This window comes from Microbacterium ulmi (genome assembly GCF_011759705.1).
In the GTDB taxonomy this organism is placed as follows: domain Bacteria; phylum Actinomycetota; class Actinomycetes; order Actinomycetales; family Microbacteriaceae; genus Microbacterium; species Microbacterium ulmi.
In genome coordinates this window covers 107,190-120,676 of the sequence record NZ_JAAOZF010000001.1, presented here as the reverse complement: position 1 = coordinate 120,676, position 13,487 = coordinate 107,190, and the positions used below count along the sequence as shown (strand labels likewise).

The 13,487-nt window shown below is 72.7% G+C and carries 8 protein-coding genes and 1 pseudogene; 5 read left to right on the top strand and 4 right to left on the bottom strand.

The features are described from left to right. The first annotated feature begins 178 nt into the window (after nucleotides 1-178). On the top strand, nucleotides 179-1,165 hold the full coding sequence (locus tag FHS08_RS00580; RefSeq protein ID WP_167034510.1) for an NAD-dependent epimerase/dehydratase family protein: 987 nt from the start codon (nucleotides 179-181) through the stop codon (nucleotides 1,163-1,165). Nucleotides 1,166-1,248: 83 nt separating this feature from the next. Here FHS08_RS00580 and FHS08_RS00575 read toward each other — a convergent pair whose 3' ends face one another. Further along, a complete protein-coding gene (locus tag FHS08_RS00575; RefSeq protein WP_167034508.1) occupies nucleotides 1,249-2,613 on the bottom strand; it encodes an O-acetylhomoserine aminocarboxypropyltransferase/cysteine synthase family protein in 1,365 nt (454 codons plus the stop codon). 101 nt (nucleotides 2,614-2,714) lie between these two features. On the opposite strand from FHS08_RS00575, the gene FHS08_RS00570 reads away from it, so the two are divergent. Then, nucleotides 2,715-3,569 carry a sulfurtransferase gene (locus tag FHS08_RS00570; protein WP_167034506.1) on the top strand — a complete coding sequence of 285 codons (855 nt, stop codon included), beginning with the start codon at nucleotides 2,715-2,717 and terminating at the stop codon, nucleotides 3,567-3,569. Between the two features lie 36 nt (nucleotides 3,570-3,605). Here the strand turns inward: FHS08_RS00570 and FHS08_RS00565 are convergent, their stop codons facing one another. Continuing rightward, on the bottom strand, nucleotides 3,606-4,547 hold the full coding sequence (locus FHS08_RS00565; RefSeq protein WP_167034504.1) for a quinone oxidoreductase family protein: 942 nt from the start codon (nucleotides 4,545-4,547) through the stop codon (nucleotides 3,606-3,608). 69 nt (nucleotides 4,548-4,616) lie between these two features. Next, nucleotides 4,617-8,513: an ATP-dependent RNA helicase HrpA gene (gene hrpA / locus FHS08_RS00560; protein WP_167034502.1), complete on the bottom strand. Its 3,897-nt coding sequence runs from the start codon at nucleotides 8,511-8,513 to the stop codon at nucleotides 4,617-4,619. A 127-nt stretch (nucleotides 8,514-8,640) separates the two neighbouring features. On the opposite strand from hrpA, the pseudogene FHS08_RS00555 reads away from it, so the two are divergent. The 3 genes and pseudogenes from FHS08_RS00555 (at nucleotide 8,641) to FHS08_RS00545 (ending at nucleotide 11,769) form a co-directional block, all read left to right on the top strand. After that, a pseudogene (locus tag FHS08_RS00555) lies at nucleotides 8,641-9,476 on the top strand (aldo/keto reductase). An 18-nt stretch (nucleotides 9,477-9,494) separates the two neighbouring features. Beyond that, nucleotides 9,495-9,869 carry a VOC family protein gene (locus FHS08_RS00550; RefSeq protein WP_167034500.1) on the top strand — a complete coding sequence of 125 codons (375 nt, stop codon included), beginning with the start codon at nucleotides 9,495-9,497 and terminating at the stop codon, nucleotides 9,867-9,869. A 70-nt stretch (nucleotides 9,870-9,939) separates the two neighbouring features. Further along, nucleotides 9,940-11,769 (top strand): DUF255 domain-containing protein, encoded by a 1,830-nt coding sequence (locus FHS08_RS00545; RefSeq protein WP_167034498.1) that lies wholly within the window; start codon nucleotides 9,940-9,942, stop codon nucleotides 11,767-11,769. Here FHS08_RS00545 and FHS08_RS00540 read toward each other — a convergent pair. After that, nucleotides 11,766-13,358: a dolichyl-phosphate-mannose--protein mannosyltransferase gene (locus tag FHS08_RS00540; RefSeq protein WP_341800274.1), complete on the bottom strand. Its 1,593-nt coding sequence runs from the start codon at nucleotides 13,356-13,358 to the stop codon at nucleotides 11,766-11,768. The genes FHS08_RS00545 and FHS08_RS00540 overlap by 4 nt on opposite strands. Nucleotides 13,359-13,487 lie beyond the last annotated feature (129 nt).

The window sequence follows — 13,487 nt, the reverse complement described above, 5'->3', positions numbered from 1 at the left end:
ACCGCCTTCGGCGCCTGCCGAACGGCGGTGCGGGGCGGCTTGCCTCCGGGATATCCGTGTGGGATCTGGTCGTCGGGGACAGCCCGCGTGTGCAGATCGTCGTGCCCGGGAACGTCGGCGATGCGTCGACACTCGTCGATGTGCTCTCCGCGCTCGACCGTCAAAGAGGAGGAATCGGATGAATGTTCAGGGTGTCAAGGTCGCGATAACGGGGGGTGCGGGGTTCCTCGGCGAGGGGCTCGCCCGTCGGCTGATCACGGCGGGTGTGGTCGTGCTCGATGGAGGGGACCCGGCGCCCATCGGCGAGATCGTGCTGCTCGACGTGCGGTCGCCGGCGTCGGATCTCGCGGCCGACCCGCTCGTGCGTACCCTGGTGGGCGGACTCGACGAAACCCTTCCGGCTCTGGGCGACGTCGACGCCGTGTTCCATCTGGCCGGCGTCGTCAGCTCTGCGGCTGAGGCCGACTTCGACCTCGGCATGTCGACCAACGTGCACGCGCTGATCTCGCTGCTCGACCACGCGCGCGGTCTCGCGTCGAGTCCGGTCGTCGTCTTCACGAGCTCGCTGGCCGTCTTCGGCCAGGACCCGGCGGGACCGCCCGTGGGCGAGATCCACGACGACAGCCTCCCGCGTCCCCAGTCGAGCTACGGCGTGCAGAAGTTCGTCGGCGAGCAGTTCGTGGCCGACTACACGCGGCGTGGATATCTGCGTGGAAGAAGCGTGCGTCTCATGACCGTGTCGGTCCGGCCGGGCGTCCCGAACGCCGCGGCGTCGAGCTTCCTGTCGGGGATCATCCGCGAGCCGCTTGCGGGCCTGCGGAGCACCTGCCCCGTGCCTCCCGATCTGCCGGTGGCGCTCTCGTCGCCCTCGCGCACGCTCGACGGCATCCTTCGCGCGGCGTCGGCGAGCGGCGAGGAGTGGGGGAGCGCGACGGCCGTGAACCTGCCCGCGCTGACGACGACGCCTCGCGACATGGTGCGGGCCCTCGACTCGGTCGCGCCCGGCGCGAGCGCGCTGATCGACTGGGACGTCGATCCCTCGATCATGTCGATCGTGTCGACGTGGCCTGCCCGTCTCGTCACGGAGCGCGCAGAGGGGCTCGGCCTGCGGCCCGCGGCATCGTTCGGGGAGATCGTCCGCGAGTACGTCGACAGCCCTCTCTGAGGAGTGCAGCGCGGAGGATGTCGCCGTCGCGGGGCGGCATCCGTCCGCTGCTCACATCGTGCGGCGCGGCGGATGCCCGGCGGTCATCTCGACGCGGACGCGGTCGGGATGACCGACGGCGCCGACGCGGGAGCCGGCGCGACGACGGCGAGCGCCGTGTCGAGGTCGTCGACGATGTCGGCCGGGTCCTCGAGCCCGATCGAGAGGCGCACGGTCGTCCACGCGATGCCCGAGTCGGCGAGCTGCGAGGGGGTCATGTGGCTGTGCGTCATCGACGCCGGATGCGCGACGAGGCTGCGGGCGTCGCCGATGTTCGCGACGAGCTTGACGACCCGCAGCTGCGAGATGAACCGCTCGACCTGTGCGAAGTCGGACTCGGCGTCCCCCGTCGAGTGCAGTTCGAACGAGAAGACGGATGCCGCGCCCCTCGGCAGGTGCCGCAGCGCGAGCGTGTGCCACGGGCTCGGCTCCAGGCCGGGGTGGTGCACGCGGGCGACGGCGGGGTGCGCAGCGAGGAAGCGGGCGACGGCGAGGGCCGAGGCGGAGTGCCGGGCCATCCGCAGGTCGAGGGTCTCGAGCCCTTGCAGGAGCTGGAACGCGTTGAACGCCGACAGCGAGGGACCGAGGTCGTGCGAGTACTTCGTCTTGACGAGCGTGATGTACGCCTTCGCGCCGAATCGGTCGACGAGGCTGCCGCCGCGGACACGGCTGTATGGTTCGGACAGCTGCGGGAAGCGATCGGGGTCGGCGCCGAAGTCGAACGTGCCGAGGTCGACGACGGCGCCGCCGAGGGCCGATCCGTGGCCGCCGAGGAACTTCGTCGCGGAGTGCACGGAGATGTCGGCTCCGAGGTCCTTGACGCGCTGCAGGTAGGGCGTCGCGACCGTGTTGTCGATGACGAGGGGCACGCCGGCGGCGTGTGCGAGGTCGGCGACGAGCCGCGTGTCGAGGACCTGGGCCAGGGGGTTGGTGACCGACTCGGCGAAGAACGCCTTGGTCTCAGGGCGCACACCCGCCGTCCAGGCATCCGCGTCGTCCTGGTCGACGAACGTGACGTCGATGCCCCAGCCCGCGAACGTGTCGCCCAGGAGGTCGACGGTGCCGCCGTAGAGCTGGTTCGCGGCGACGATGTGGTCGCCCGCGCGCGCGAGCGCGAGCAGTGCGAGCGCGACGGCCGCCTGGCCCGACGCGACGCCGGCGGCCGCGATCCCGCCCTCGAGCGCCGCGATGCGCTCTTCGAAGACGGCGACGGTGGGGTTCGCGGCGCGGCTGTAGATGTCGCCCTCGCTGCGCAGCGCGAAGCGCGCCCGTGCCTCGGACAGCGACGGGAACTCGAAGGCGTTGGACTGGTGGATGGCGGGTACGGCGGGGCTGTGGGCCGCGGTGGCCGCGTAGCCCGCCTGGACCTGGTCCGTCGCGAACGCGTGCGGGGAGCGGGGGTCGGGCATCCATCCATTGTGCGGCCTGGCCGTGGGCGCGCCCAGGCCGTGTGTCGAACTGTTGCGGGTGGGCGGGTGCGGCGGCTCTCGCGCGCGGGCACGATGGGGGGATGCCGCTGCTGATCACGCCGACGGACCTGTCGGATCTGCTCGCCACGGACGCTCGCGTCCGGCTCCTCGACGTCCGGTGGCGCCTGGACCGCCCAGACGGGCATCCGCAGTATCTCGAGGGCCATCTGCCCGGCGCGGTCTACGTCGACCTCGATCACGAGCTCGCTCGGCACGGCGAGCCGCACGAGGGGCGGCATCCGCTGCCGACGCGTGACGCGCTGCAGGATGCCGCGCGCCGCTGGGGACTCGACGAGGGAGACGTCGTCGTCATCTACGACGACTTCCAGTCGTTCGCCGCGGCCCGTGCCTGGTGGCTCCTGTCCACGTCCGGCGTCGCCGACGTCCGCGTGCTCGACGGCGGCCTGCGCGGCTGGGTCGCCGCGGGTCTTCCCGTCGAGACGGGCGACGTGCGGCCGCCCCGAGGGTCCGTCGTCCTGACCGGGCTCGAGGGTCCCGTCGCCTCGATCGACGACGCGGCCGCGTGGCCGGCCCGCGGCGTGCTCCTGGACGTCCGCGCACCTGAGCGGTACCGCGGCGAGACCGAGCCCCTCGACCCTCGCGCGGGACACATCCCCGGCGCCGTCAATCTCCCGACGACGTCGCACGTCGCGGCGGGGCGGTTCCTGCACCCCGACGCGCTCGCGGCGTCGTTCGCGGCGGCCGGCGCCGTGCCGGGCGTCCCCGTCGCCGCCTACTGCGGCTCAGGGATCACGGCGGCGCACACGGCGCTCGCGGGGGCCCTCGCGGGCGTCGAGGTGACGGTGTTCCCCGGCTCGTGGAGCGCGTGGTCGAACTCGCCGGGGCGCGACGTCGCGACGGGTCCGCTTCCTGACGGCGACGCCGCCCCGCGCTGAACGGCTCGTCGGCCGGCACGGCGCCCGCCCGGCGCGTCAGGGGACGAGCGTCACCTTGCCGTCGACGCCCGCCTCGACGACGCGGTGGGCCTCGGCGGCGTTCGCGAGCGGGAAGGACGGGCCGAGCTCGACCGAGAACCTGTCAGCGGCGAGCAGCGCGAGCGTCACGGGGATCGCCTCGGCGCGCCACGCCTGCTGCTGAGGCGTGAGCGGGAAGGGCGCGCCGCCGGCGAAGGCCCGGATGCCGCGGCCCGCGGCATCCTTCCCCCGCACGAGGGTCGCGATGCGCGTGCGATCGGCGACGAGCTCCGTCGACGCATCGAGGGCCTCGTCGGTGCCCGCGACGTCGATCGCGACCGTGACGCCCTGCGGCGCGGCCTCTCGCACGCGGTCGACGAGCCCGGCGCCGTACGCCACGGGGGTCGCGCCGAGCGAGCGGACGCGTTCGAAGCGGCGCGGTGACGACGTCGCGACCACGGTGGCGCCCCACAGCGTCGCGAACTGGATGATCGCCTGCCCGACCGCACCCGATCCGCCGTGCACGAGGAGCGCGTCGCCCGCGCCGACGCCGAGCGATCGCAGCGTCTGGTAAGCCGTGCCCACGGGGACGCCGAGTGCGGCCGCCTCGGCGGCCGAGACGTTCAGCGGCCGCGGCTGGACGCTGCGCAGCGGCACGACGAGATCGCTCGCGTACGCCCCGCTCGTCCCGAACACGACGACGGCGTCGCCGGGGCGGAAGCCGTCGACATCAGGGCCGACCGCCGTCACGACGCCTGCGCCGTCGCCTCCCACCCGCCGGGGCCCCTCGAGCGGCGGACTCGCGCGCAGGCCCGAGCGGAGCTTGGCGTCGATGGGATTGACGCCGACGGCCTCGATGCGGACGGCGACCTCGCCGTCGCCGGGCTCGCGGGCGGGCACCTCGAGGACGTGCAGCACGTCGGGGGCGCCGAACTCCGTGTAGACGATCGCGTGTGTCATATCGGAGCAAACCCGTGGGCGAAGGGCGGCTATTCCCCTCGGCGGCCAGATGACCCCGTGCTGCGCGGGTCAGGACGTGAGCGCCTTCTGGATGCGCTGGGGCGACACGGGCTCTGCCGTGCCGAGACGCTGCGCGAACAGGCTCACGCGGTACTCCTCGAGCAGCCACCGCGCGTGCGCGATCCGCGCGGGCGCATCCGCCGGCAGAGGCAGCACGCCTCCCGCGTCCGCGTAGAGGGCCCACGCCCGCTCGAACTCGGTCAGGCGCTGCCGATCGCGGCCCGGGTTGTCGGCGAGCGCCTGCACGCGATCGAGCGCTCCCTGCAGGTACCGCGGAAGGTGCGCGAGCCGCGCTGCGCCCGTGCGGGCCACGAACCCGGCGAACACGAGTCCCGCGAGCTGGCCCTTGACGTCGTTGAGGGCGCCGAGCAGCGTCAGCGAGTTCTGACCTCTCAGAGCACGCTCGACCTCGCGCGCGAGCGTCAGGATGCGGGCGGTGAGCGACACCGCGTGGAAGAGATCGTCGACGACGGCCACGGAGAAGGCGTCGCGGATGCGCTCGAAGCCCTCCCGTGTGCGCACGACGCCCGTCGGCTCCAGGCGTGCGATGACGGCATCCGCCACCGCCGCGCGCGCGTCTTCGACGAGCGCCTTCGCGGAGGGATAGGGGGATGCCGCCAGAGCGAGCTTCTCGGCCGAGGTCAGATGCTCCAGCACGTACGCGGACGGCGACGGCGTCGAGAGCAGGACGAGCTTGCGAACGCCCGCGCGGGTCGAGGCGGCGGCGACCTCGGGGGTCGCCTCGATGCGCACGGACACGCTCGCGCCGTCGTCGGCGATCGCGGGATAGCCGCGAACGACGCCGCCGGCCACCTTCGTGTCGACGACCTCGGGGAGCGTACCGAAGGCCCACTCCGTGAGACCTGCGCGTTCGGTGAAAGCGCTCTGCACTGCGGAGCCCGCGGACGGGGCCTGCGCCGCGACCCTCGCGGTCGGCGGCCGCCGCGCGTCGCCTCGCTCGCTCAGGGATCGGCTCACCGCGGAGCGGGCCCGCTCCGCGAGCGTCGCCTGGAGTCGGGCGAGATCCCGATCCGAGCCGACGGTCCTCCCGCGCTCGTCGACGGCGCGGAACGAGATGCGCAGGTGCACGGGAACGCGGTCGAGGTCGAAGTCGTCCGCCGTGACCGGCTGGTTCGCGACGCGCTGGATGCGCGCGGCGAGGGCCTCGCGCAGGCCCGTCGAGGGGAGCCCGTCACGGGACTCGGGTCCCTGACCCGCGAGCTCCTCGGCGAGCGTGGCCGCCCAGTCGGAGGCTGGGACGACATGGCGTCGGATCGCCTTCGGCAGCGACCGGAGGAGAGCGGCGACGAGCTCGTCGCGCATCCCGGGCACCTGCCAGTCGAAGCCGTCGGGGCGCAGCTGTGCGAGCAGGGCGAGCGGCACGATGGCGGTCACGCCGTCGTCGGGCGCGCCCGGCTCGAAGCGGTAGGCGAGCGAGAGCACCTGGTCGCCCTGCCTCCAGCGGGCGGGGAAGTCGCGCTCGTCGCCGCGCGAGACCTCGTCGACGAGATCGGCCTCGGTCATGTCGAGCAGACGCGGCGTGCGAGTCGAGGCATCCTTCCACCACGTCTCGAACGACCGGACGTCGACGACGTCGCGCGGCAGACGCGCGTCGTAGAACGCGTAGACGGCCTCGTCGCCGACGAGGATGTCGCGGCGGCGCTCGCGCTCCTCGATCTTCTCGAGGCGGCGGCGCAGCTCGAGGTTGCGGCGCTCGAACGCCGTGAGGCGCTTGTCGAGGTGCGGGCTGCTCCACTCGCCCTCGACGAGCGCGTGTCGCACGAACAGCTCGCGTGCGAGAGGGCGGTCGAAGCGTGCGAGCTGCACACGGCGGCGGGCGATGATCTCGACGCCGAACAGCGTGACCTTCTCATAGGCGGATGCCGCGCCCGCATCCTTCGACCAGTGCGGCTCGCTCAGCCGGCGCTTCGCGAGGTCGCCCGCGAGCTCCTCGGCCCATGCGGGATCGACGGCGGCGACCGTGCGCGCGAACAGGCGGCTCGTCTCGACGAGCTCGGCCGCCATGACCGCCTGTGGACGCGCCTTCTTCAGGCCCGATCCCGGGAAGATCGAGAAGCGCGCTCCCCGCGCGCCGAGGTAGGTCGCGAGGGGCGCTCGCCTGGTCTCGCCCCGGTCGCCCGGCGCCCTGCCCGTCGCGGCCGCGCGCGTCGTCCGCTCGTCGAGGATCCCGAGGTGCGACAGGAGGCCCGACAGGATCGCCTTGTGGATGTCGTCGGGGTCGGCTTCGGCATCCGTCCCCTTCGACCGTCCAACGAGCGATGACAGCTGCCTGTGCACGTCGGCCCATTCCCGCACGCGTACGTAGTTGAGGTGCTCCGATCGGCACAGCCGCCGGAACGCGCTCGAGCCGAGCTCGGCCTGCGTGTCCTGCAGGTGGTTCCACAGGTTCAGGAGAGTCAGGAAGTCGCTCGTCGGATCGGCGAAGCGCGCGTGCAGACGGTCGGCCTCCTCTCGCCTCTCCTCGGGCCGCTCGCGGACGTCCTGGATCGACATCCCCGCGACGATCGCGAGCACGTCGCGCAGCACTCCGGTCTTGCGCGCCTCGAGCAGCATGCGCGCGAATCGGGGGTCGATCGGCAGGCGCGCGATCTCGCGGCCGAGGTCGGTCAGCGTCGTGCGGTCGCGCTCCTGCACGACGGCGCCGAGCTCGACGAGCAGGTCGAGCGCGGCCTTGACGCCCCGTGAGTCGGGAGGAGTGAGGAACGGGAACGACGCGACGTCTCCGAAGCCGAGCGAGAGCATCTGCAGGATGACGGAGGCAAGGCTCGTGCGCAGGATCTCGGGCTCGGTGTACTCGTCTCGTGCGGCGAAGTCGTCCTCCGCGAAGAGCCTGATCGCGATGCCGGGCGCCGTGCGCCCCGCGCGGCCCGACCGCTGCTGCGCCGAGGCCTGAGAGATCGCCTCGATCGGCAGCCGCTGGATCTTCGAGCGATTGCTGTAGCGCGAGATGCGCGCCGTGCCCGTGTCGACGATGTACCGGATGCCGGGCACCGTGAGGCTCGTCTCGGCGACGTTCGTCGCCAGGACGACGCGACGGCGGACGCCTGCGACGGCCGACCGCTCGAAGACGCGGTGCTGCTCGGCGGCGGAGAGTCGCCCGTAGAGGGGGAGGACCTCGGTGGGAGCGGCATCCTTCGCGTACATTCCGCGCACGGCATCCGTCGCGTCGCGGATCTCCGCCTCGCCCGGCAGGAACACCAGCACGTCGCCCGCGGGCTCGCGGTCGAGCTCGCGCAGCGCGGCCGTGATGCCGTCGACGTCGTCGTCCGCCCGTTCGTCGCGAGGGCGGTAGCGGATCTCGACGGGGTACGTGCGGCCCGAGACCTCGATGATCGGCGCGGGCGTGCCGTCGGGCGACGCGAAGTGCTTCGCGAAGCTCTCGGGGTCGATCGTCGCGCTCGTCACGATGACCTTGAGGTCGGGGCGCTTCGGCAGGATGCGGCGCAGATACCCGATGAGGAAGTCGACGTTGAGCGACCGCTCGTGCGCCTCGTCGATGATGATCGTGTCGTAGCGGCGCAGGAGCCGGTCGCGGTGGATCTCGTTGAGGAGGATCCCGTCGGTCACGAGCGCGATGCGCGTGTCTTCCGAGACCTTGTCGGTGAAGCGCACCTTGTAGCCGACGGCTCCGCCGAGGGGCACTCGCAGCTCTTCCGCGACGCGCTCGGCGATCGTGCGGGCGGCGATCCGCCGAGGCTGCGTGTGCGCGATGCGCGTGCGGCCGAGCTCGAGGCAGATCTTCGGCAGCTGCGTCGTCTTGCCCGATCCCGTCGCGCCGGCGACCACGACGACCTGGTGGTCGCGGATCGCGCGCGCGATCTCGTCCCGCGCGGCGCTGACGGGCAGCTCCGGCGGGTACGAGATCACGGGCGCGGGCGTGGGCATAGCCTTCGATCCTATCGACGGTCCGACCGCCGTGCTCGCGTCGCGGTCGGGCTCGCGTCGCTCGCGGTCGATCCCGAGCGCGGGCTCGTCCCGTCCGCACGGTTCCACCTCCGCATACGCTGGAGGGATGACGATTCCGAACATCGAACTCAACGACGGCCACTCGATCCCCCAGCTCGGCTACGGCGTCTTCAAGGTCCCGCCGGCACAGACCGAGCGCGCCGTCAGCGAAGCCCTCGAGGTCGGCTACCGCCACATCGACACGGCCGCGATCTACGGCAACGAGGAGGGCGTCGGCGCTGCGATCGCCGGTAGCGGCATCCCGCGGGACGAGCTGTTCATCACGACGAAGCTCTGGAACGACCGCCACGACGGCGACGAGCCCGCAGCCGCGATCGCCGAGAGCCTCGAAAAGCTCGGCCTCGCGCAGGTCGACCTGTACCTCGTGCACTGGCCCACGCCCGCACGCGACAACTATGTGCACGCATGGGAGAAGCTCTCGAGCTGCGGGATGCCGGGCTCACGCGCAGCATCGGCGTCTCGAACTTCCTCGTGCCGCACCTCGAGCGCCTCGTCGCCGAGACGAGCGTCGTCCCCGCCGTGGACCAGATCGAGCTGCATCCCGCGCACCAGCAGCGAGACGTCACTGAGTGGGCAGGCGCGCACGGCATCCGGATCGAGGCGTGGGGGCCGCTCGGACAGGGCAAGTACGACCTCTTCGGCGCCGAGCCCGTCGCGACGGCGGCATCCGCCCACGGCAAGACCCCCGCGCAGGTCGTCCTGCGCTGGCACCTGCAGAAGGGCAACATCGTCTTCCCCAAGTCGGTGCATCGCGCACGGCTCGAGGAGAACCTCGACGTCTTCGGGTTCGAGCTGACGGACGCCGAGCTCACGGGCATCGACGCGCTCGACCCGTCCGACGGCTCTGGTCGCGTCAGCGCGCACCCCGATGAGGTGAACTGACCCGCTGAGGAGCCGGCCATGACCGCGACGACGCTGCGATGCGAGCTGTTCCCGGACGACATCGGCGTGAGCGTGGCCTTCTACCGCGACGTCCTGGGCTTCGAGCTCGAACGCGACGAGCGCGACGCGGACGCCCCGTACGCGACTCTCCGGCGGGGCGACGTGCGTCTCGGGCTCGCGCGGCGGCCTCCCGTCGAGAATTCCTCGGTGCGGAGGCCTCCCGCGGGCGTCGAGCTCGTGCTCGAGGTCGACGATCTCGTCGCGGAGCGGGCACGCGTGCTCGCGGCGGGCTGGCCGCTCGACGACGACCTCGTTCGGCGGCCGTGGGGGCTCACCGACTTCCGGGTCGTCGATCCCTCCGGCTACTACTGGCGGCTGACGGACCGCGGATGACCGGCTCGGCGCTCGGCCGGATCCGCCGACGATCCTCGGCGATCGACGATCGCGCGCGTAGCCTGGCGCCGTGAACGAGCGCCTCGCCGCCTCCGCGAGCCCCTACCTGCGGGCCCACGCGGACAATCCGGTCGCCTGGTTCCCGTGGGGCGACGAGGCGTTCGCCGAGGCGCGGCGCCGGGACGTCCCCGTCCTCGTGTCGATCGGCTACTCGACGTGCCACTGGTGCCACGTCATGGCCAGGGAGTCGTTCCAGGATGCCGGGACCGCCGCGATCGTCAACGACGGCTTCGTCGCCATCAAGGTCGACAGGGAGGAGCATCCCGAGGTCGATGCGGCCTACCTCGCGGCCGCCGCCGCGTTCACGCCGCACCTCGGCTGGCCCCTCACGGTCTTCACGACCCCCGACGGCGGGCCCTTCTACGCGGGGACGTACTTCCCGCCCGAGCCCCGCGCCGGTGTGCCCGCGCTCCGGCAGGTGCTCGCCGCCGTGCGCGAGGCGTGGACGCAGCGCCGCGACCAGATCGACGGCACGGCGGACGCGATCCGTGCGGCGCTGACGCAGGCACGCGAGTCATCGTCCGGCGCGGGATCGGGCCTGCCCTCCGCCGCCGATCTCGCGCAGGCTGCGGCATCCCTCGCCTCCCATGAGGACCGCGAGCACGGCGGACTCGGAACGGACGGGCCGAAGTTCCCCGTCGCGACGGCGCTGCGGTTCCTGCAGTCGGTGCGCGAGCTCGCTCCGGACGCCTCGGCCGTCGCAGAGCGCGCGCTCGCCGCGATGGCACGGTCGCAGCTGCGCGATCGTGTCGAGGGCGGCTTCTTCCGGTATGCGACGCGGCCCGACTGGACCGTCCCGCACTTCGAGCGCATGCTCACCGACAACGCGCAGCTGCTCGATGTCGCCGTCGCGGCAGACGACGCCGGGACGGCCCGCGGCGTCGCGGGGTTCCTCCTCGACGTCCTGCAGCAGCCGTCCGGAGGGTTCGGCGCCGCGCAGGACTCCGAGTCGTGGATCGACGGCGCGCGGAGCGAGGGCGGCTACTACGCACGGGATGCCGCGGCCCGCGCCGCGCTCGAGCCGCCCGCCGTCGACGGGAAGATCGTGACGGGCTGGAACGGCCTCGCGATCGGCGCCCTCGCGCGCGCCGGCGTCCGTCTCGGCGAGCCCCGATGGACGGAGGCGGCGCGGTGGGCGGCCGACGCCGTGCTCGAGGCGAACGTCCTGCCGGACGGCGCGCTCGCCCGCGCCTCGCTCGACGAGATCGCGTCCCGCGCCCGCGCGACCCTCGCCGACCACGGACAGCTCGCGTCAGGTCTCACGGCGCTCGCCGTCGCGACGGGAGAGGCCGCGTACGCCGTCCGCGCCCGCTCTCTCGTCGCCGCCTGCCTCGGCCCCGACGGAACGCCGGCCGCGCCGGGCGGGGGAGACGCCCTCCTCGCGGCGCAGGGCGTCGGCGCACCGGATGCCGCGTCCGACGCCGACGAGCCGTCCGGGCTCGCCTCCCTCGCCGACGCCGCCCTCGGGCTCTGGCTGCTCGGCGCCGGCGACGACCTGCGCGCGCTCGCCGAGCGGATCGTCGCAGCGCATGCGGCCGCGGCGCTCGCGCAGCCGCTCGCACACGGTTCGCTCCTTCGCGTCGCGGCGTCGCTCGCCGCACCTCCGCGGCAGCTCGTCGTCGTCGCCGACGACAGCGCCGATCCGCTCGCGGCGGCGGCCCGCGGCATCCCGGCCGATGTCCTCGCAATCGTGACGCCCGCGCAGGCGCTCGCGCTCGCGGGCGCGGGATTCGCGCTCTTCGCGGACAAGACCCGGCGCGACGGGCGTGCGACGGCCTACGACTGCCGGTCCTTCGCGTGCCGCCTGCCCGTCACCGACCCGGGGGCGCTTGCGCGCTAGACCCAGCTCTGCATCCAGTTGTGCAGGCGCCAGAAGTCGTACGGCACGGGCATCGCCGTGACGATCGGATACCAGAACGCCGACACGACGACGACGAACGCGAGGAAGACGAGCACGACGCGCTGGCCTGAGATCCGCCGGACCACGTCGGAGCCGGGTGGGCCCGATGCCATGTCCCGCAGTGCGAAGGCGAGCGCGAGCAGCATGAAGGGCAGGATCGCGATCGTGTAGAACTGGAAGATCGTGCGCTGCGGGTAGAGAAGCCAGGGGACGTAGGTGACCGCGACGCCGGTCAGGACGACGGCGTATCGCCAGTCCCGCGAGACCGCGAAGCGCCACGCGAGATAGACGACGGCGGCGACGCCCGCATACCAGATGAGCGGATTGGGCATCGAGTAGATGTTCTGCACGCACCCGTTCGCAGCGGCGCATCCCGCCTCTTCCGGCGCGTCGCGGTGGAAGTACATCGACGTGGGGCGCAGCAGGAGCGGCCACTGCCATGCGGGGCTCGCGTACGTGTGGCCGCTCGTGAGGCCGACGTGGAACCCGTACATCGCCTCGTGGTACTTCCACAGGTTCTGCAGGGGCAGCGGGAGCCACGACCAGACCCCGGTCTCGGCTGAGGACTCGATCGCATGCCGGCCGTAGCCGCCGTCCGTCACGAGCCAGCCCGTCCACGATGCGAGATAGACCACCAGTCCCGCTGGCAGCGCCAGCGCGGCGGCAGCGAGCCCTTGGCGGAGCGCATCCGTCGTCCACAGCCCCACGCCCGCCCGGCGGCGCGCGAGGGCGTCCGTGACGACGAGGTAGATCGCGAGGCCCGCGATGACATAGAGGCCCGACCACTTGACCGCCGTCGCCGCGCCCGCAGCGACCCCCGCCGCGACGAGCCACGGGCGCCGCCACAGCACGGGGCCCCACACGGGTCCGACGTCGCCGGCCGTCCGCGCCATGACGCCGGCGGCCAGCCGAGGCAGATGGGCACGCCGGTCGAGCAGCACGAACCAGAACGCGACGAGCACGAAGAAGGTGAGGAAGATGTCCAGCAGCCCGATACGGCTCATGACGATCGCGAGGCCGTCGATCGCCATGAGCCCCGACGCGACGGTCGCGAACGCGATCGATCCCGTCAGGACCTGTGCGACGAAGTACAGCACGAGCACCGTCGCGGTGCCGAAGACCGCCGTCGCGATGCGCCACCCGAAGGACGAGTCCGCGCCGAACAGCCACATCCCGACGCCGATGAGCCACTTCCCGAGCGGCGGGTGCACGACGAAGCTGCCCATCGACGTGAAGATGTCGGTGTCGCCCGCGACGAACCCGTCATTGGCGCCTTCGGGCCACGTCGACGGATAGCCGAGGTTCCATTGGCTCCACGCATCCTTCACGTAGTACGTCTCGTCGAAGACGAGGGCGTGCGGATGACCCAGGTTCCACACGCGCAGGATGCCGGCGACGAGCGTCACGAGCGCCGGCGCGAGCCACCGCCAACGGCGTGCGAGAGCCGGGTCGCGCGCGACGCGTGCGAGCCAGCGGTCGTACAGCGACGGGAGGACAGCGGGCAGCAGCGGCTCGGCGGTCGTCGTCACGGCGTCCAGCCTAGGCTTTGTGCTCCCGGGGGACTCCCCGCGACGACTCGCTGCGCCCATCGGCGACCGGCACCGTGTGCGTGACGCTCGTGGCGGCGGGGGATTGCGGGGGTCGCCGGGGGAGTGCGC